This is a genomic window from Dyella sp., assembly GCF_035685885.1.
Classification (GTDB): domain Bacteria; phylum Pseudomonadota; class Gammaproteobacteria; order Xanthomonadales; family Rhodanobacteraceae; genus Dyella.
Genome location: NZ_DASRZX010000089.1, coordinates 59,360 through 77,219 on the forward strand (window position 1 = coordinate 59,360; position 17,860 = coordinate 77,219).

Here is a 17,860-nt window from a genome sequence, read left to right on the forward strand (position 1 = left end):
GCGCCGCAGCTGATTTGTGATCGACGGTTGCGCGTCGGTGACAAGCGGTCGTCGTGCGCGCGCGAGCGGGCGAACGGTCAGGCCATGCCCAGTGTGCGACGCGCGTGCACGCGGAAGCGGCGGCTCAGGCTGAGCCGCGTGCCATCCTGCAGCACCACTTCGGCGCTGCCCTGGAACAGCGGATGCACTTCGCGGATGCGCTCCACATTGACCACGATGCCGCGATGGATGCGCAGGAAGCGCGCAGGATCGAGCGTATCGAGCAGGCGGCGCAGCGATTCGCGGTGAAGATAGGACGCGGTGCCCACACGGATGTGCACGTAATTGCCATCCGCGCGAATCCAGTCGATGTCGCTCACCGGAATCACGCGGATGTGTTCGCCCTGTTGCACGCTGAGGCGCTGCAGATACGGGCTTGCCGCGGGCGCTGGAGCATCCGCGCGTGGCGACGCATGCAGGCCCTGCCAATGCCGGCGTACGCGCGCCATGGCCTGGTCGAAACGCTCCTGGTCGATCGGCTTGAGCACGTAGTCCAGCGCGTTGGCATCGAACGCGCGCAACGCGTGCTGGCCGAACGCGGTGGCGAACACCACCATCGGCAGGGTGTCGGGTTTGAGGTTGTGCAGCAGCTTGAAGCCGTCCATGCCAGGCATACGGATGTCGAGGAACAGCAGGTCCGGTTCCAGCGCGCGCACGGCTTGCTGCGCCTCCAGCGCATTGCCGCACTCGCCCACGATCTCCACGTCCGCATGCGAAGCCAACGCCTGCCGGATGGCCAGGCGGGCCAGTATTTCATCGTCGACCAGCAGCGTGCGAATGGCGCGTGCGCTCATGCCGCGCATTCCCGGAACGGAAAACGCATTTCCACCCGCGTGCCACCTTCGGACTTGCGCTGCAATTCCAGCGTGGCCTCCGCGCCGAACAGCATTTCCAGTCGCGTGCGCGTATTGCCCAGGCCGAGTCCGTCGCGCGGACCCTCGGGCGGCAGGCCGATGCCATCATCATCGACACGGAGCATCAGTACATCGCCGTCGCGACGCGTGACGATATGCAGCGTGCCGCTGCCCGTCTTGTCGAGCAGGCCGTGTCGCAGTGCGTTTTCCACCAGTGGCTGCAGGATCATGTTGGGCACCAGCGCGTGCACCGTCTCGGTAGCCACATCCATGTGCGTGGTCAGGCGATCCTGGAAGCGCACCTGCTGGATGCCGAGGTAGCACTGCAGGAACTCCATCTCGCGCAGCAGCGGCACCTGCTGCGCATGGCGTTCCTCCAGCGTCAGCCGCAAGAAGTCGCTGAGGCGGGCGATCATCTGGCGTGCCTGCACCGGATCGGCCAGCGCCAGCGCGGAAATGGCGTTGAGCGTGTTGAACAGGAAATGCGGCTGCAGCTGCACGCGCAAGGTCTGCAGCTGCGACTGCACCAGCTGCGTTTCCAGTTGTGAGGTGCGCAGGCGTTCGTCGCGCAGGTGGCGCTGTGAGTCGATGGCGCGTAGCGCCACCAGGATTACGCCATACGTCAACATGCTGAGGTGGAAGTTGTAGACGAACTGCATGCGAGCGAAATCGCCGAAGGTGAGATTCGGCCGCGACGGCGAAGGACCGCAGAAGAACCAGTACAGCGCGATGAGGACCGCTACCTGCGCCGCTGCCAGCAGCGCGCCGCACGGCAGGTGCACGGCAAGCATGCGGCGCCAGTTCAAGGCTTCCGTGCGGCGGCCCAGCCAGCCGATCGCCGGTGACAGCAGCATCCACAGGTAGAAATTCGTGAAGCTCCACACCAGCGGCCGATACCAGCTCTCTGCTTCGCCTTCGACACGCGCGGAAATCACCGCGCTGGCCGCATAGGAAAGTGCCAGCAGGGTCCAGAATGCCAGGGCCAGGCCCCAGGTTTTCCAGGGGATAGCAGGGATGCGATGGTGCACGTGATCCTCGTTGACGCGTTGGGCGACGACGCTGACGGTGGCCGAGTGTGGAACGCCGTGGCGCGACAGGACAGTGCCTTAAGGCACCATCTCGCCCGCGGCATCAACCGCGGGCGCAGCCGGCAGCCGCGGGCGGCACTTCACTGCCATGCGCGTCGAGCCACGGCGCGAGTGACACGCGCCAGATATTGTCTCCACCGTTGTTCCATCCGGCGCGCGCGGCGGCGTCGTGGCGATCGCTGTAGAAATACAGCGAGCGATGATCACAACCCAGCTGCGCGCCCATGGCGTGCGTGCCGGCGTTGACGGCGTCGCCAAGGTCCTGCGGGGCGTTCCATCCATCGGACGTATGGAAGGCGATCGCCAGGCGGTAGGGCTGTTGCAGCGCATGCTTGATGCTGAAGACCATGAAGGAGCGGTCAGGCGCCACAGCCGGATCGCGGATCTGTGCGCCGGCATCGCCGAGCGCCACCTTGTGCGGTGCCTGGTAACGACCTTGCTGCCATTCGGCCCGCATCAGTTGCAGGCTGCTGCCATCGGGTGCGCAGCCGATGTAATACACGCTGCCGTCGGCGGCGACGCTGGGTGCGAACGTCATCGGGCAGGTGTTGATGTTGTCAGGCAGGCGCGCGGGCACACCCCAGCCGTCGCCTTGCCGCGCCACGCGCCAAAGATTCATGCCCTGGCCGGGGCGCCGCTTGCCGCCGAACGTGGCATCCAGTGGCGTTCCACCGGCAGCGGTCGGCCGGTTGGACACGAACAGCAGGAACGATCCATCCGGTGCCATGGCCGGATCGATGTCGCGCCACTGGCCCGAGAAGGGTGCAGCGACCGGCGTTGACCACGCCTCACCGCTGCGTCGCGACACCATCAGCACCGAGCCGTCGTCGGTGCCCCGCATGAACACCACGGTGCGGCCGTCGGGGGAAAAGGCTGGCGAGGCGTCATCGTCCGGCCCGGAGATGACGCCGGGCGCGAAGACGACGGGCAGTTCGGTGGCCGGATCGATCGCCGCTGCCTTGAGCAGCGACACGATCGACAGCAGCACCACGGGAAACGAAGGCCACATGGCAGCACCTTTGCGCCAGGGCGCGTGACGGGATCGCCTATCACGCTACGCCACGGCCTGCGTGCTGTCGCCGCCTGTGTGACAACCGGTAGGCCGGCTGCCACGAACGGCGTTGCCCGGGCGATGAACGGCACGTCGCACCGACTCAGGTGTCCGCGAGCCGCACCACCAGCTTGCCGAAGTTGCGTCCCTCGAGCAGCCCGATGAAAGCAGCCGGCGCATTCTCCAGGCCTTCCACCACGTGCTCGCGCACCTTCACCCGCCCGTCGGCAATCCACGCTTCCATGACCCGGCGAAAGGCTTCGAAGCGGTCCGCGTAATGATCAAGGATGATGAAACCCTGCATGCGGATGCGCTTCTGCAGCAGCACGGCGGTAAGCGCAGGCAGGCGATCCGGACCCGTGGACGTCGCCTCATCGTTGTAGTGCGCGATGAAGCCGCAGACCGGCACGCATGCATGCAGGTTCAGCAACGGCACCATCGCATCGAATACCTCGCCGCCCACGTTTTCGAAGTAGACGTCTATACCGTTGGAACAGGCTTCGGCGAGACGTGAGGCGAGTTGTGGATCGTGCCGGTCGAGGCAGGCATCGAAGCCCAGCGTGTCGACCGCGTAGCGGCACTTGTCCGAGCCACCGGCAATGCCGACCACGCGCGCGCCCTTGATCCGGGCGATCTGTCCGACGACCGCACCGACCGCGCCGGTCGCCGCAGCGACGACCACGGTTTCGCCGGGTTTGGGCTGCCCGATATCGAGCAGGCCCACGTAGGCCGTGAACGCCGTCATGCCCAGGGCGCCCAGGGCAAGCGACGGTTGGGGCATCTCGCCCAGCGGGGAAAGCTCGTCGCCATGGGACAGTCCGTAGTCCTGCCAGCCGGCGTTGCCCAGCACGAGATCGCCTGCGCGGAACTGCGGATGCCGCGAGTCGACCACGCGGCCCACGGTACCGCCGACGATGGGTTGGCCAATGGCGATCGCCGACGCGTAACTGGTGCCGGCCTCGTCCATCAGGTTACGCATGTAGGGATCGAGCGAGAGATAGAGCGTGCGTGTCAGCACCTCGCCATCGCCAGGCGTGGGTACGTCGGTCTCATCCTGGCGGAAGTCCTGCAGCGTGGGCTGTCCCTGCGGACGCGCGGCGAGGACGATGCGGCGATTGAGGGTGTCGCGAGATGCCATGAATCACTCCTTGAAACAGGGAAACAACTACCAATCGATGCGCGTGCGGTCGCGGAAGAAGCCGCCGGTAATGGTGGGGCGCGCAGGCAGCATCGCGGCCCACGCAATGCCCGCAGCGCCCTCGGCGACGGGGCGTCCACCATGGCCGCCCATGTCGGTGGCCACCCAGCCGGGGCACACGGCGTTCACGCAAATGCCGCTGCCGGCCAGTTCGGCGGCGAGCATGCGCGTGTGGCTGTTGAGCGCGGCCTTGGAGACGCGATAGGCCGGACACGCGCTGCCTTCACTGTCGATGGCGCCGCAACCGCTGGAGACATTGACGATGCGGCCGTAACCGTGGCGCTGCATCAGCGGCAGCATGGCTTCGGTGAGCTGCCAGGCACCAAGCAGGTTGGTTTCCAATGCCTGGCGCACGAGGTCCAGGTTCACGGAGGAGGGGTCGTCGTCGATGTCGAAGTAAGCGCCGGCATTGTTGATCAGGATATCTAGCCGGCCGTACTCGCCGTCGATGCGTGCGGCGAGCTCGCGTACATCCTGCGCCGACGTCACGTCGAGCTTCACCGGCATCACCGTACCGCCTTCGCGGCGCAATTGCCGCGCGGCCTTTTCGCCGAGCAGCGGCTTGCGCGCGCCCAGCAGCACGGTGACGCCCTGCGCCGCAAGCTGGCGCGACACCTCATAGCCCAGGCCGCGATTGGCGCCGCTCACCAGCGCTACGCGCTGCGAGGGTTCCGGCTCGGTCGCTGCCGCGCGACGGCGCGACCTTCCCGGAAAGGCCACCGCGTTCATGGCGTGGCGGCCAATGAGTCGCAGCGCTCGCTGCCGCAGGCCTGCCAGCCGCCGCCCAGTGCCTTGTACACCGACACGGCGCGCAGGTTGATCGCCGCTTGTGCATCGGCCTGCGCGTCTTCCGCGGCGAGCTGGGTGCGCTCGGCATCGAGCAACTGCAGGAAGTCGGCAGCGCCTTCGTTGTAGCGGATGCGTGCAAGGTCGGCGGCGCGGCGGCTCTGCGTCACCTGCTCGTCCAGCTTCAGCACGCGCTCGCGTTGCAGGTTGTAGCCAACGATGGCGTTGTCCACGTCTTCCAAGGCCTGCAAGACGGTGCGCTGGTAGTTGGCCAGCGCTGCATCGTTGCGCGCCTCGCTGGCTTTCACGTTGGAACGCACACGCTCCACGTTGAGGCCGGACCAGCTGATGCTGGGCGCGATCGACCACGCGCGCGACGCCGCGCCGCCGAAGTCGTTGCTGCGACCCGACAGGAAACCGAGGAAACCACCCAGCGAGATATGCGGGTAGTAGTCGGCCTTGGCCACGCCGATGCGCGCGTTGCTGGCCGCCAGCTCGCGCTCGGCCACGCGCACATCGGGGCGGCGCTGCAACACGTCACCCGCGTTGCCGATGGACAGCGCAACGTCGATGGGCTTGAGCGTCTGCGGTGACAGGTCGACATCGAGTTCGCCCGGACGTTCGCCCAGCAGCACGGCAAGGCGCGACGTATCGTTCTGCGACAGCGTCTGCAGCGAAGGCAGTTGCGCCTCCACCGCATTGAGGCGCGCGGTGGCGCTGGCCACGTCCTGTTCAGAGCCGGTGCCGGCGTCGAGTCGGGCGCGGATCAGCTTCAGCGACTGGCGCTGGTTCTCGATGTCCCGGTCGGCCACGTCGATGCGCAGCTGCACGCCACGCAAGTCGAAGTAGTAACGCGCCACTTCGGCGAACAGCGTCACCTGTGCATCCTGCAGCGACGCTTCGCTGGCGCCGGCATCCGCCCGCGCGGCTTCCACCGAACGGCGCACGCCACCGAACAGGTCGATCTCCCAGCTCGCATCGAAGCCGGCCTGGTAGCTGGTGACGGTGGTGCGTTGGTCGGTGAAGCCCGGCTGTTGTCCGCGGCTGCGCGAATAGTTGGCGACGGTTTCGACGTCCGGTATCTGCTGCGATTTGGCCACGCCAAGCAAGGCACGCGATTCGCGCAGATGCGCGTAGGCAATTTTCAGATCCGGCGCGTTGGCGGCGGCGCGCTGGATCAGCGCGTCGAGCGTGGGATCGTTGAACTGTTTCCACCAGTCGGCCTGGAAATTCGCGGTGGATTCGTGTGCGGCATCGACGCCTTGCACGATGGCCGGCTTTTCCTGCGGCGCGTGGTAGTCCGGCCCAACACTGACGCAGCCGGAGAGCATGATGGCGGCGGCGATCGCGGTGGCTTTCCTGGCCACGCCACGGTGTGAACGTGGCGCGCAGGCAGCGCAAGATTCATTCGTCGCAGCGGCGTCCATGTAACCGGCGCCCGATGAAAGCGTGGTGCGAGGTTGGCCCTTTGCCACCTTCAGGTGGTTAACCTCGGCCCTCTCCCCGGAGGGGAGAGGGAGAAGTGTGGTGGCGAGGTTCTTGAAGAAGGACATATCAGTGCTCCTCGATAAGGTTGCCGGCCTGCGCGAGACGCGCGGCCTTGCGGGCGCGGCGGCGTTCGCTCATGCGTTCGCCCCAGCCGCGCACCAGCACGTAGAACAGCGGTGTGAAGATCAGGCCGAAGAAGGTGACGCCAAGCATGCCGGCGAACACCGCCACGCCCATCGCGTGACGCATCTCCGCGCCCGCGCCATGCGAGGTCACCAGCGGCACCACGCCCATGATGAAAGCGAACGAGGTCATCAGGATCGGGCGCAGTCGCAGGCGGGCCGCTTCCAGCACGGCCTGCACGCGGTCCATGCCTTCGAGGATCTGCGCTTCGCGGGCGAATTCCACGATCAGGATCGCGTTCTTGCACGCCAGACCCACCAGCACGATCAGGCCGATCTGCGTAAAGATGTTGTTGTCGCCCCCGGACATCCACACGCCCGAGATGGCGGACAGCAGCACCATCGGCACGATCAGGATCACCGCCAGCGGCAGCAGCAGGCTTTCATACAGCGAGGCCAGCACCAGGAACACCAGCAGCACGCACAACGGGAACACCAGCGCCGCGGTATTGCCGGCAAGGATCTGCTGGTAGGTCAGCTCGGTCCATTCGTAAGTCATGCCGTTGGGAAGGATCTCCTTCGCCAGTTTCTCGACCGCCGCCTGCGCCTGCCCACTGCTGAAGCTCGGCGCCGGGCCACCGTTGATCTCGGCCGTCGGGTAGCCGTTGTAGTGCTGCACGCGATCCGGACCCACGCCGGGCGTGACGGTGAGGAAGGAACCCAGCGGCACCATCTCGCCGCTCGCGCTGCGCGTCTTCAGCTGCAGGATGTCCTTGGGCTCGTGACGGAAGTTCGGCTCCGCGGACACATTCACCTGATAGGTACGACCGAAGCGGTTGAAGTCGTTGACGTAGAGCGAGCCAAGGTAGGCCTGCATGGTCTGGTACACATCAGACAGATCCACGCCTTCGGCCTTGGCCTTCTCGCGATCCACGTCCGCATCGATCTGCGGCACGCTCACCTGGTAGCTGGAGAACAACCCCGCCAGCGTCGGCACCTTGGTGCTGGCGCCCACCAGGTTCTGCGTCTGCTTGTACAACTCCTCGAAGCCCGCATCGGAACGATCCTCGATCTGCATGCGGAAACCGCCGATGGTGCCCAGGCCCATCACGGGCGGCGGCGGGAACACGGCGATGTAGGCATCCTGGATCGCAGCGTATTTCTGGTTCAGCGCACCGGCGATGGCACCGGCCGACAGCGACGCATCACGACGTTCCTCGAACGGCTTGAGCGTCACGAACACGATGCCGGAGTTGGTGCTGTTGGTGAAACCGTTGATCGACAGGCCCGGGAACGCCACGGCGCTTTCCACGCCCGGCTGCTTCAGCGCGATGTCGCTCATGCGGCGGATCACATCTTCCGAGCGATCCAGCGAGGCGGCGTCCGGCAGCTGGGCGAACGACACCAGGTACTGTTTGTCCTGCGCCGGCACGAAACCGGTGGGCACGTGGGCGAAGCCGAACAGGCCAAGCAACACCAGGCCGCCGTAGATGATCAGCGCAATCGAACCCGAGCGCAGGATGCGCTTGACGCCACCCACGTAACGGTTCGCGCTGCTCACGAACAGGCGATTGAACGGACGGAACAGCCATCCAAACGCGCGATCGATGAAGCGGCTCAGCTTGTCCTTCGGTGAGTTTCGGTCCTGCAGGAGAAGTGCAGCCAATGCGGGGCTCAGGGTCAGCGAGTTGAACGCGGAGATCACGGTAGAGATGGCGATCGTCAGCGCGAACTGGCGGTAGAACTGGCCGGTGAGGCCGCTGATGAAGGCTGCCGGCACGAACACTGCGCACAGCACCAGCGCCGTGGCCACGATGGGCCCGGTCACCTCCTTCATCGCGATGCGCGTCGCTTCCTTGGGCGCCAAACCATGCTCGATATGGCGCTCGACGTTCTCCACCACCACGATCGCGTCATCCACCACGATGCCGATGGCCAGCACCAGGCCGAACAGCGACAACGCGTTGAGCGAGAAGCCCGCCAGGTACATCACCGCGAAGGTACCGATCAGCGACACCGGCACCGCCACCAGCGGGATGATCGACGCACGCCACGTCTGCAGGAACAGGATGACCACCAGCACGACCAGCGCGATGGCTTCAAACAAGGTATGCACCACCGCTTCGATCGAGCCGCGCACGAATACGGTCGGGTCGTAGACGATCTGGTAATCCACGCCCTGCGGGAAATCCTTCTTCAGCTCCGTCATGGTCTGGCGGACTTCGTCGGAGATCTGGATGGCGTTGGAACCGGGACGCGCGAAGATCGGCAACGCCACCGCCGGACGGTTGTTGAGCAGGCTGCGCAGCGCGTAATTGTTGGAACCGAGCTCCACGCGGCCCACGTCGCGCAGGTGCGTAAAGGAGCCATCGGCATCCTTGCGCACGATGATGTTGAGGAAGTCTTCCTCGTTGATCAGGCGGCCCTGCGTGTTGATGTTGAGCTGGAACGCCGAGTTGTTCGGGCCCGGCGGCGCGTTGAGCGCACCGGCGGCCACGGCCACGTTCTGCTCCTGGATCGCATGCACCACGTCACCGGTGGTGAGCTGGCGCGAGGCCAGGCGTTCCGGGTCAAGCCATACGCGCATGCTGTATTCGCCCGCACCGAAGATCTGCACGTCGCCGACGCCGTTGAGGCGGGCGAGCTGATCCTTGATGTGCAGGCGCGCGTAGTTCGACAGGTAAAGCATGTCGTAGCGCTGATCCGGGGAGATCAGGTGCACCACCATGGTGAGGTCGGGCGAGCTCTTCTGCGTGGTGACGCCCAGGCGCTGCACTTCCTCGGGCAGACGCGGCTGCGCCTGCGCGACACGGTTCTGCACCTGCACCTGCGCGTTGTCCAGATCCGTGCCCAGCGCGAAGGTGACGGTAAGCGTCATCGCGCCGTCGCTGGTGGACTGCGAGCTGGTGTAGAGCATGCCTTCCACGCCGTTGATCTGTTCTTCCAGCGGCGTGGCGACGGTTTCGGCGATCACCTTGGGGTTGGCGCCGGGATAGCTGGCGCGCACGACGACCGTCGGCGGCACCACTTCCGGATATTCGCTGATCGGCAGCTTGAACAGCGCGATGCCGCCCGCGATGAGGATCAACACGGAGAGGACGCCGGCCAGAATCGGCCTGTCCACGAAATATTGGGCGAGTTTCATTGCATGCGTCCTGGTTGCTCGAGGCACCATTCCCGCGCGAGGCGGGGACTTGGGGAGTCTTGTTCGCGCGATGCGGAGACAAAGGCTCCCTGGCCCTCTCGAGAGAGAGGGTTTCCATTTCCAGCCGATGACTTTCCTGAGTCGTCATCCCGGCGCAGGCCGGAATGACGAGCCTTTATTGCTTCTGCGCTGCGTTCTTCGCCGAACCACTACCCGCCAACGCGAGCTCCCTGTTCGGATCGAGGCTGCGCGTTTCCATCGCCACCTTGCTCGGGTTCACTTCCACACCCGGACGAACGTGCTGGATGCCGTTGACGATCACGGTGTCCTTGGCTTCCAGACCTTCGGTAACCACACGGAGGCCGTCCAGTAGGGGGCCGATGACGACGCGGCGGTATTCCACCTTGCGGTCCTGGTCCACGACGTAGACGAACTTGTTGCCGAGGTCCGAACCCACCGCACGGTCGTCGACGAGGGCGCGCGGCTGGCGGCTGTCGCTGCGCAGTTGCACGCGAACGTAGAGGCCGGGCGTGTAGCTGGCATCGGCGTTGTCGAACACGGCGCGCAGGCGGATGGTGCCGCTGCCGGCGCGCAGCTGGTTGTCGACGAAATCGACGCGTCCGGCGTGCGGAAAACCTTTCTCGTCGGCAAGCGCCATGGCCACCTGCAGCGTGCCGTTGTGCGCGCGTCGAAGGCGGTCGAACTTGAGGAAGCTGTGCTCGTCGACGTCGAAGTAGGCGTAGATCGGATCCACGCTCACCACGCTGGTCAGCACGTCCGTGCTGGTGACCAGGTTGCCCGGCGTGACCAACGCGTTGCTCACGCGGCCATCAATCGGCGCACGCACTTCGGTGAAACCCAGGTTGAGTCGCGCGGCGTCCAACGCCGCGCCCATCGATGCGACCTGTGCCTTCGCACTCTGCGACGCCGTGACCTGGCGGTCGGCTTCTTCCTTGGAGATGGCGTGCTGGTCGAGCAGGCGGCCGGCACGTTCGGCATTGGCCTGGGCCAGCGCCTGTTCGGCCTTGGCCTGGTTGAGGTTGGCGGAGAGGCGATCCACGTCGGCCTGGTAGGGACGCGGGTCGATGCGGAACAGCAGGTCGCCCTTGCGCACCACGGCGCCTTCCTTGAAGTGCACCGAGTCCACGTAGCCACTGACGCGGGGGCGGATCTGGATGGTGTCGACCGCCTGCAGGCGGCCGGTGAATTCGTCGGCGTCATCCACCGGGCGCACCAGCACCTGGGCCACGGTGACGGCCGGCGCCGGCGGCGGGCCGGCCTGGGCATGCGTGTCGCCGCTATGGCCAAGCAAGGCCCAGCTGCCGCCCACCACGGCCAGCGCGAGAATGGCGAGGATCCATCGTTTTTTCATGTCGGGCTCCCAGAATGATCCCGTCGGTGTCGGGGAAGACCGACGAGCAGGGGCGAGAGAATAGGTATACGATACGGTTCAATAAATACTTCCTTGTGCAATGCAATAGTGACTCCCAGTCACGAATGGGTTAAGAATCGAGCCTATGGAAGACTTTGCCGCAATCTCCGCGTTCGTCCGCGTGGTCGAGGCCAAAAGCTTCGCCGCCGCCGCCGTCCAGCTGGGCATGACGCCTTCCGGCGTCAGCCGAGCCGTGTCCCGACTGGAAGAAAGCCTGGGTGCACGACTGCTCTATCGATCGACGCGTTCGCTGCGTTTGACCGACGATGGGGCCTCGTTCCATGCACGTTGCAAGGAAATCCTCGCCGATCTGGCCGAGGCCACCGAGGCGCTGGGCTATGCTGCGCGCAAGCCCACCGGCAAGCTGCGTATCGGCGTACCGGCGTCGGTAGGGCGCACCGTGATCATCCCGAGGCTGGCCGAATTCGAGCAGCGCTACCCGGATATCCGGCTGGAGCTGTCGATGTGCGACTACCCCTACGACCTCAACGAGGAAGGCATCGATTGCGCCGTCCGCGTGGGGCCGCTGGAGGACTCCAGCCTGATCGCCCGCAAGATCGGCTACCTGCGCAACGTCATCATCGCTTCGCCGGATTACCTGGCCCGCCACGGCGCCCCGCAAAGCCTCGACGACCTCAAGAACCATCGCTGCATCAACTACGTGCAGCCCAACGGCCGTCCGCGGCAATGGCAGTTCGACACGCCGAGCGGGCAGGTCGGTGTGGACATCGATGCGCACATCCTGATCAACGATGCCGAATCGGTGATCCAGGCGGTGGTGTCGGGCTTGGGCATCACCCAGGCGCCGCACGTCATCGCTTCGTGCATGCTCGACTTCGGCAAGCTCGAGCTGGTGATGACGGACACCATCTCCACCGGCAAGCCCGTGTGGATCGTCTATCCGCAGAAGAAGCACCTGTCGGCGCGCGTGCAGGCCTTCATTGAGTGGGTGCGCGAAGTGTTCGAGCAGACCAACGAGCCGGGCAAGCACAAGAAGCCCGTGGCGATGGTGGCGGAGCCGGAACGCATCCGCGCCTGATCTTCCCTGGTCCTCTCCCCTGCAGGAGCGCACCCTGTGTGCGAAGCCTGCAGGGCAGAGGCATCGCAAACCTCTGCGCCAGTCGGAAACCGGCCCACGGTGCACAGCATGTGCGCCTACCGAATTCTTCATTCGTGTTTCCGACGCTTCATTCGCGTCCGTGCTCCTCTCCATCCACACCAAACGATGGAGCACGACCATGCCTTTCGCGTCCCGCCGGCTGCCGCTGGCACTCGGCCTGATCCTCCCCATGCTGGCGACGGCCAGCGACTACCAGCCACCGGCTACCCATGCCGACGGCTGGCAGGTGACCGATGCCCGCGCCGCGCACTGGGATCTCACGCGCTTCGCCGCCCTGGAGGCAAAGCTCACCGATGGCAGCACCAAGGGCATCACCAGCGTGGTGGTGGCCCAGCGCGGCAAGCTGGTCTATGAGGGGTACTTCAACGGCAGCGATGCCGAACACCTCAATGATGTGCGTTCGGCCAGCAAGAGCGTGACGGCGCTGCTGGTGGGCGCGGCGATCGATCGGGGGCTGATCCCGGGTGTGCAGGCCCGGGTCTATGACTATTTCCCCGACAAGCAGCCGGTGGAGCATGCCGATGCGCGCAAGCAGGCGATCACGCTGGAAGACCTGCTGACGATGAGCTCGCTATGGGAATGCGACGACGAAAACCAGTTCTCCACGGGCAACGAGGAGCGCATGTATGTCAGCGAGGACTGGCTGCAGTTTGCGCTGGACCTGCCCATCAAGGGTTTCGCGCCGTGGATGAGCAAGCCCAAGGACAGTCCCTATGGGCGGTCGTTCTCCTACTGCACGGCGGGCGCATTCACGGCGGGCGCGGTGGTGGAACGGGCGACGCACAAGGGGCTCGCGGCGTTTGCGTCCGAGGCGCTGGAGAAGCCCTTGGGCATCACGGCGGTGCAATGGAATACCTCCCCGCTGGGCATCGGCATGGGCGGCGGCGGAACACGCTATCGCAGCAGGGATCTCGCCAAGCTGGGGCAGCTCGCGCTGGATGGCGGGCGCTGGCAGGGGCATCAGGTGATCTCGACGGCGTACATCACGCAGATGCTTTCACCCCATGCGCAGGCCCGTGACGACGCTGACTATGGCTATCTGTGGTGGCGCTTCCGTTTCCCCGTGCACGGCGTCGACCAGATGGCATGGGCGATGTCCGGCAACGGCGGTAACTATGTGTTCGTGATGCCATCGCAGCAGCTGGTTGCCGTCATCACCAGCACGGCGTTCAACCAACGCAACGCGCATCCGCAGTCGCAGGAGATCTTTCGCGAGTATGTGCTGAAGGCGTTGCCGTAACTGGCACGACGCGAGTTCTGTTCTCTCATTCCGGCCCTTGCCCCTTTGGCGGTGCGCCGGAATGACGAACAAAACGCGGCTGTATCAGGGCCTGGAGCCACGCAACTCCGGCGGACACCATGCAGCCGCGAGAACGCGTTGCCGCTGTTCGCCCACCCGGCGGTTGATGCTGTCGATCGCCACGACATACGCAGGATCGGAGGCAAGCGATTTCAGCAGCGGCGACGCCTGCAGGTACGCACTGTCGCTGTAGCCGCTGCGCACGGCGGCGTTTACTGCCTGCAGCGCGGCCTCATGCTCGCCGTGTGCCTGCAGCAGCATCGCCAGTTCCAGCCATTCGCCGGGATACAGCGTCTGCTGCGAGGCTTGATTGCGCAGTTCGCCGATGCGCGTGGAAAACCATGCGCCGTCGGGCGCCTGTTCGCCGTATAGACCAAGCAGTGTGGCAGGCAGGCTCATCTGCGGGCGCAACTGCGCGGCATGCGTGAACGCCGCCAATGCGCCGGCACGATCGTCGCGCAGCAGCGCCAGTTCGCCCGCGAGCACGTAGAGCTCGACATGCGGTGTGTTGCGCTCCATCGCCTCGTCCAGCGCCGATTGCGCTTCCACGAGCCGTCCGCGCAGGAACAGATAACGCGGCCACGCGATGTTGGAGAACACATTGTCGGGATAGAGCTGGAAGCTGCGGGCGAAGCGCTGGCCGGCCGCGTCGGTAAAGCCCAGCAGCTCCATCTCGCGCGCAATCTGCACATCGCGAAAGCGCACGCGTGAAGCGTCGCCATGCATGTCGAGGTTCGCATGCAGGGCTTCGTCGAGGCGGCCACGCTCCTGGTAGAGATAGGCAGCCGAGGCGCGGCTGGCGTTGTCGGTGGGATCAAGCGTGAAGGCTTTCTCGTAGGCACCGATGGCACCGTCGATGTCGCCCATGCAATCGCGCGCATAGGCCAGCGCGGACCACGCCGCAGCGCGGGACGGTTCGTTCTTTACCGCCTCGTCGCCAAGCTTGCGCGCCGCCTGCGCCCATTCGTAGGGGAAGTTGTAGAGGCAGACGCGCGCGCTGTAGGCGCGGCTGAGGCCGATGCGTGCATCGGGATCCTGCGGCGCGGAAGCCAGAGCCTGCAGGTAAAGCGTGACAGCGCGTTCGTTGTTGTCACGCTGGCCGATGCCGGCGTAGTAGTTCGCACGCTGCACCCGTTCCTGGCTCGCCGAAAGCGGCACTGCATGCGGACGCATCAGCCACCACGCGCCAATGGCTGCAACGGCGATGACTGCCACCACGGCGACGACGAGCCTTTGGCGACCATGGCGCGCGGGCGACACGGCGACGGCTTCCGCCGCCGACTCGATCGCACGAGGCATCTCGCAAAGCTGATAACCCCGCCCGCGCACCGAACGGATATAGCGAGGCGAACGGCCATCGTCCCCCAGCGCCTGCCGCAATAGCTTCACACGCTGCGTGACGGTCTCCTCGCCGACGACGGCGGGTGACCACACTTCGTCGATCAGCGTGTCGAAGCTCACCACGTCCACGCCGTGACACAGCAGGCAGGCCAGCAACTGAAAGCTCAATCCCTGCACGTCGACCGCTGCGCCCTCGCGCGTCACGCGCTGGCGCTCAAGATCGATGTCGAGGTCCAGCAGGCGGTAGCGCGTGGCGCTCATGGGGCGAGGATGGCTGGAAAAAGGGCGGCGCTATCCTCGCACGGTTTTGCTCAGGCGCCGGCCGGCACCAGCAGCAACAGCGCGATGCCCAGCACGATGCGGTAGATCGCAAACGGCGTGAAGCGATGGCCGCGGATATAGCCCAGCAACCACTTCACAGCGATGAAGGCGACGATGGCCGACACCACGAAGCCGACGCCGAAGGCGGTCCAGTCCTCGTGCACGCCGCCTTCCTTCAGCACCTTCAGCAACTCGTAGCCGGTGGCTGCGTACATGGTGGGAATGCCCACCAGGAACGCAAATTCGGTAGCGGCGGCGCGATTGCTGGTGCCGAACAGCATGGCCGTGAAGATGGTGGCTGCCGAACGCGACGTGCCGGGAAAGAGGCCGGCGATCATCTGCGCGATGCCGACCAGGATGGCCACGCGCCAGGTCACTTCGGTGCGGTCCGGCTGGCGGGCGGCCAGGCGTTCGGCCGCGAGCATCCACACGCCGCCGATCACCAGCGCCCATGCCACCGGGGTGATCGCCTCGGGCAGCTTGAAGCCGAGCTTCACCGCGATGAAGCCGAGCACGGCCGTGATCAGGAAGGCCACGATCAGCTTGGCCAGGTAACTGCGGTTGGCCGGATCGCGCCACTGCGTGAAGAGCTGCCAGATGCGGTTCCAGTAGATGAAGGTCACCGCGAGGATCGCGCCCGCCTGGATGCCGACGTTGAACAGGTCTGAGCGCGCGCCCAGGCCGAACTTCTCGGCGATCAGCAGGTGCCCCGTGCTGGAGATGGGCAGGAACTCGGTAATGCCCTCGATGATGCCAAGCAGGATGACGTTGATCAGGTCGCTCACAAAAAAACTCCGGTTTTTGGCGGGCACCGGGTTCCATGCCGGCGCAAAGCGGCATAGCTTACGGGACTGGCGTGGCGGTTTTGGGGCGCCCTGGAAGGTTCGTCATGCCTCGGGCCCCAGCTCGTCATCCGCAGGCAGGGATCCCGTGCCTTGACCGGATACAAAGGGAAGTCACTGGAGTCCTGCCCGTGCAGGGATGACTTGGTTGAAATGCACCATAATCGTGCATTTCAACGCCTCATTGAGGTGCAAATGCGCCGGCTGCGATGCTTTGCGATCAATTAACTCATTGATGTAAAAAGAAACATCGTCTTGGCATGCGGCTTGCTCAACCGCATGTCGTTTCCTCACCTTTAGCCCGCCGAGGTTGTCCATGTCGTCCGCCGTCCAGAAAGTGCTCGATCAGATCCAGGAACACGAGGTCGAGTTCGTCGACTTCCGCTTCGCCGACATGCTCGGCAAGCACCACCACGTGACGTTCCCGGCCCACGCCATCGACGAGGGCACCTTCGAGGACGGCAAGATGTTCGACGGTTCGTCGATTGCCGGCTGGAAGGGCATCAACGAGTCGGACATGGTGCTGATGCCCGATCCGGACACCGCCTACATCGACCCGTTCAGCGCTCACACCCAGATGGTGCTGCATTGCGACGTGCTCGAGCCGTCCACCATGCAGGCCTACGGCCGTGACCCGCGCTCCATCGCCAAGCGCGGCGAAGCGTTCCTGAAGTCCACCGGCATCGCCGACACGGCCTTCTTCGGTCCGGAGCCGGAATTCTTCATCTTCGACTCGGTGCGCTGGCAGAACGACATGGGCCGCGTGTTCTACGAAATCGGCTCCGAAGAAGCCGCGTGGAGCTCGCGCTACAAGTACGAGGACAACAACACTGGCCACCGCCCGGGCGTGAAGGGCGGCTACTTCCCGGTCAGCCCGGTCGACTCGCTGGGCGACCTGCGCGCCGACATGTGCAAGGTGCTCGAATCGCTGGGCCAGGTGGTGGAAGTGCATCACCACGAAGTGGCCAACGCGGGCCAGTGCGAGATCGGCGTGAAGTTCAACACGCTGGTGCAGAAGGCTGACGAACTGATGACGATGAAGTACGTCATCAAGAACGTCGCCCACCAGAACGGCAAGACCGTCACCTTCATGCCCAAGCCGATCGTCGGCGACAACGGCAGCGGCATGCACGTTCACCAGTCGCTGGCGAAGGACGGCATCAACCTGTTCGCGGGTGACCTTTACGGCGGCCTGTCGCAGACCGCGCTGTGGTACATCGGCGGCATCTTCAAGCACGCCAAGGCGATCAACGCGTTCGCCAACTCCACCACCAACAGCTACAAGCGCCTGGTGCCGGGCTTCGAAGCACCGGTGATGCTCGCCTACTCGGCGCGCAACCGTTCGGCCAGCTGCCGCATTCCGTACGTGTCGAGCCCGAAGGGTCGCCGCATCGAAGTGCGCTTCCCCGATCCGATGAACTCGGGCTATCTCGTTTTCACCGCGCTGATGATGGCCGGCCTCGACGGCATCATCAACAAGATCGACCCGGGTGCACCGAGCGACAAGGATCTCTACGACCTGCCGCCGGAAGAAGAGAAGAAGATCCCGCAGGTGTGCTCGAGTCTCGACGAAGCGCTCAACGCGCTCGACAAGGACCGCGACTTCCTCAAGGCCGGCGGCGTATTCAACGACGACTTCATCGATGCGTACATCGAGCTGAAGATGCAGGAAGTCACCCGTTATCGCGCCAGCACGCATCCGCTGGAATTCCAGATGTACTACGCGATCTGAT

The 17,860-nt window shown here is 65.1% G+C and carries 14 protein-coding genes; 3 read left to right on the forward strand and 11 right to left on the reverse strand.

Annotation, left to right across the window (positions count from 1 at the left end; genetic code table 11):
• Positions 1-77 precede the first annotated feature (77 nt).
• The 8 genes from VFG49_RS11245 to VFG49_RS11280 all read right to left on the reverse strand — a co-directional run bounded on the left by VFG49_RS11245 (position 78) and on the right by VFG49_RS11280 (position 11,143).
• Complete coding sequence (locus tag VFG49_RS11245) at positions 78-833, reverse strand: LytR/AlgR family response regulator transcription factor (RefSeq protein WP_324860474.1); 756 nt, start codon at positions 831-833, stop codon at positions 78-80.
• Positions 830-1,921 carry a sensor histidine kinase gene (locus tag VFG49_RS11250; protein WP_324860476.1) on the reverse strand — a complete coding sequence of 364 codons (1,092 nt, stop codon included), beginning with the start codon at positions 1,919-1,921 and terminating at the stop codon, positions 830-832. The genes VFG49_RS11245 and VFG49_RS11250 overlap by 4 nt, the downstream gene beginning before the upstream one ends.
• A 103-nt stretch (positions 1,922-2,024) precedes the next feature.
• Positions 2,025-2,990: a hypothetical protein gene (locus VFG49_RS11255; protein WP_324860478.1), complete on the reverse strand. Its 966-nt coding sequence runs from the start codon at positions 2,988-2,990 to the stop codon at positions 2,025-2,027.
• 145 nt (positions 2,991-3,135) lie between these two features.
• Positions 3,136-4,170, reverse strand: a complete 1,035-nt coding sequence (locus tag VFG49_RS11260) for an NADP-dependent oxidoreductase (protein ID WP_324860480.1) — start codon at positions 4,168-4,170, stop codon at positions 3,136-3,138.
• A 27-nt stretch (positions 4,171-4,197) separates the two neighbouring features.
• Positions 4,198-4,959, reverse strand: coding sequence for an SDR family oxidoreductase (locus tag VFG49_RS11265; RefSeq protein WP_324860482.1), 762 nt, complete (start codon positions 4,957-4,959; stop codon positions 4,198-4,200).
• A complete protein-coding gene (locus tag VFG49_RS11270) occupies positions 4,956-6,443 on the reverse strand; it encodes an efflux transporter outer membrane subunit (protein ID WP_414649109.1) in 1,488 nt (495 codons plus the stop codon). The genes VFG49_RS11265 and VFG49_RS11270 overlap by 4 nt, the downstream gene beginning before the upstream one ends.
• 127 nt (positions 6,444-6,570) lie before the next feature.
• Entirely contained in the window at positions 6,571-9,771 is a 3,201-nt protein-coding gene (locus VFG49_RS11275; protein ID WP_324860484.1) for a multidrug efflux RND transporter permease subunit, read from the reverse strand.
• A 175-nt stretch (positions 9,772-9,946) separates the two neighbouring features.
• Positions 9,947-11,143, reverse strand: a complete 1,197-nt coding sequence (locus VFG49_RS11280) for an efflux RND transporter periplasmic adaptor subunit (protein WP_324860486.1) — start codon at positions 11,141-11,143, stop codon at positions 9,947-9,949.
• A gap of 145 nt (positions 11,144-11,288) precedes the next feature.
• On the opposite strand from VFG49_RS11280, the gene VFG49_RS11285 reads away from it, so the two are divergent.
• Positions 11,289-12,242, forward strand: coding sequence for a LysR family transcriptional regulator (locus VFG49_RS11285; RefSeq protein ID WP_324860488.1), 954 nt, complete (start codon positions 11,289-11,291; stop codon positions 12,240-12,242).
• Between the two features lie 199 nt (positions 12,243-12,441).
• Positions 12,442-13,563 (forward strand): serine hydrolase, encoded by a 1,122-nt coding sequence (locus VFG49_RS11290; RefSeq protein ID WP_324860490.1) that lies wholly within the window; start codon positions 12,442-12,444, stop codon positions 13,561-13,563.
• 84 nt (positions 13,564-13,647) lie between these two features.
• Here the strand turns inward: VFG49_RS11290 and VFG49_RS11295 are convergent, their stop codons facing one another.
• From VFG49_RS11295 to VFG49_RS11305, 3 genes are all read right to left on the reverse strand, one after another.
• Positions 13,648-15,225, reverse strand: a complete 1,578-nt coding sequence (locus VFG49_RS11295; RefSeq protein ID WP_324860492.1) for a winged helix-turn-helix domain-containing protein — start codon at positions 15,223-15,225, stop codon at positions 13,648-13,650.
• Positions 15,226-15,275: 50 nt separating this feature from the next.
• Positions 15,276-16,070: an undecaprenyl-diphosphate phosphatase gene (locus VFG49_RS11300; RefSeq protein WP_324860494.1), complete on the reverse strand. Its 795-nt coding sequence runs from the start codon at positions 16,068-16,070 to the stop codon at positions 15,276-15,278.
• Between the two features lie 171 nt (positions 16,071-16,241).
• Positions 16,242-16,445 (reverse strand): hypothetical protein, encoded by a 204-nt coding sequence (locus tag VFG49_RS11305; RefSeq protein WP_324860496.1) that lies wholly within the window; start codon positions 16,443-16,445, stop codon positions 16,242-16,244.
• On the opposite strand from VFG49_RS11305, the gene glnA reads away from it, so the two are divergent.
• The gene (gene glnA / locus VFG49_RS11310; RefSeq protein ID WP_324860498.1) at positions 16,444-17,859 is read left to right on the forward strand and encodes a type I glutamate--ammonia ligase; all 1,416 of its coding nucleotides are present in this window, start codon (positions 16,444-16,446) and stop codon (positions 17,857-17,859) included. The genes VFG49_RS11305 and glnA overlap by 2 nt on opposite strands.
• The last annotated feature ends 1 nt before the right edge of the window (position 17,860 follow it).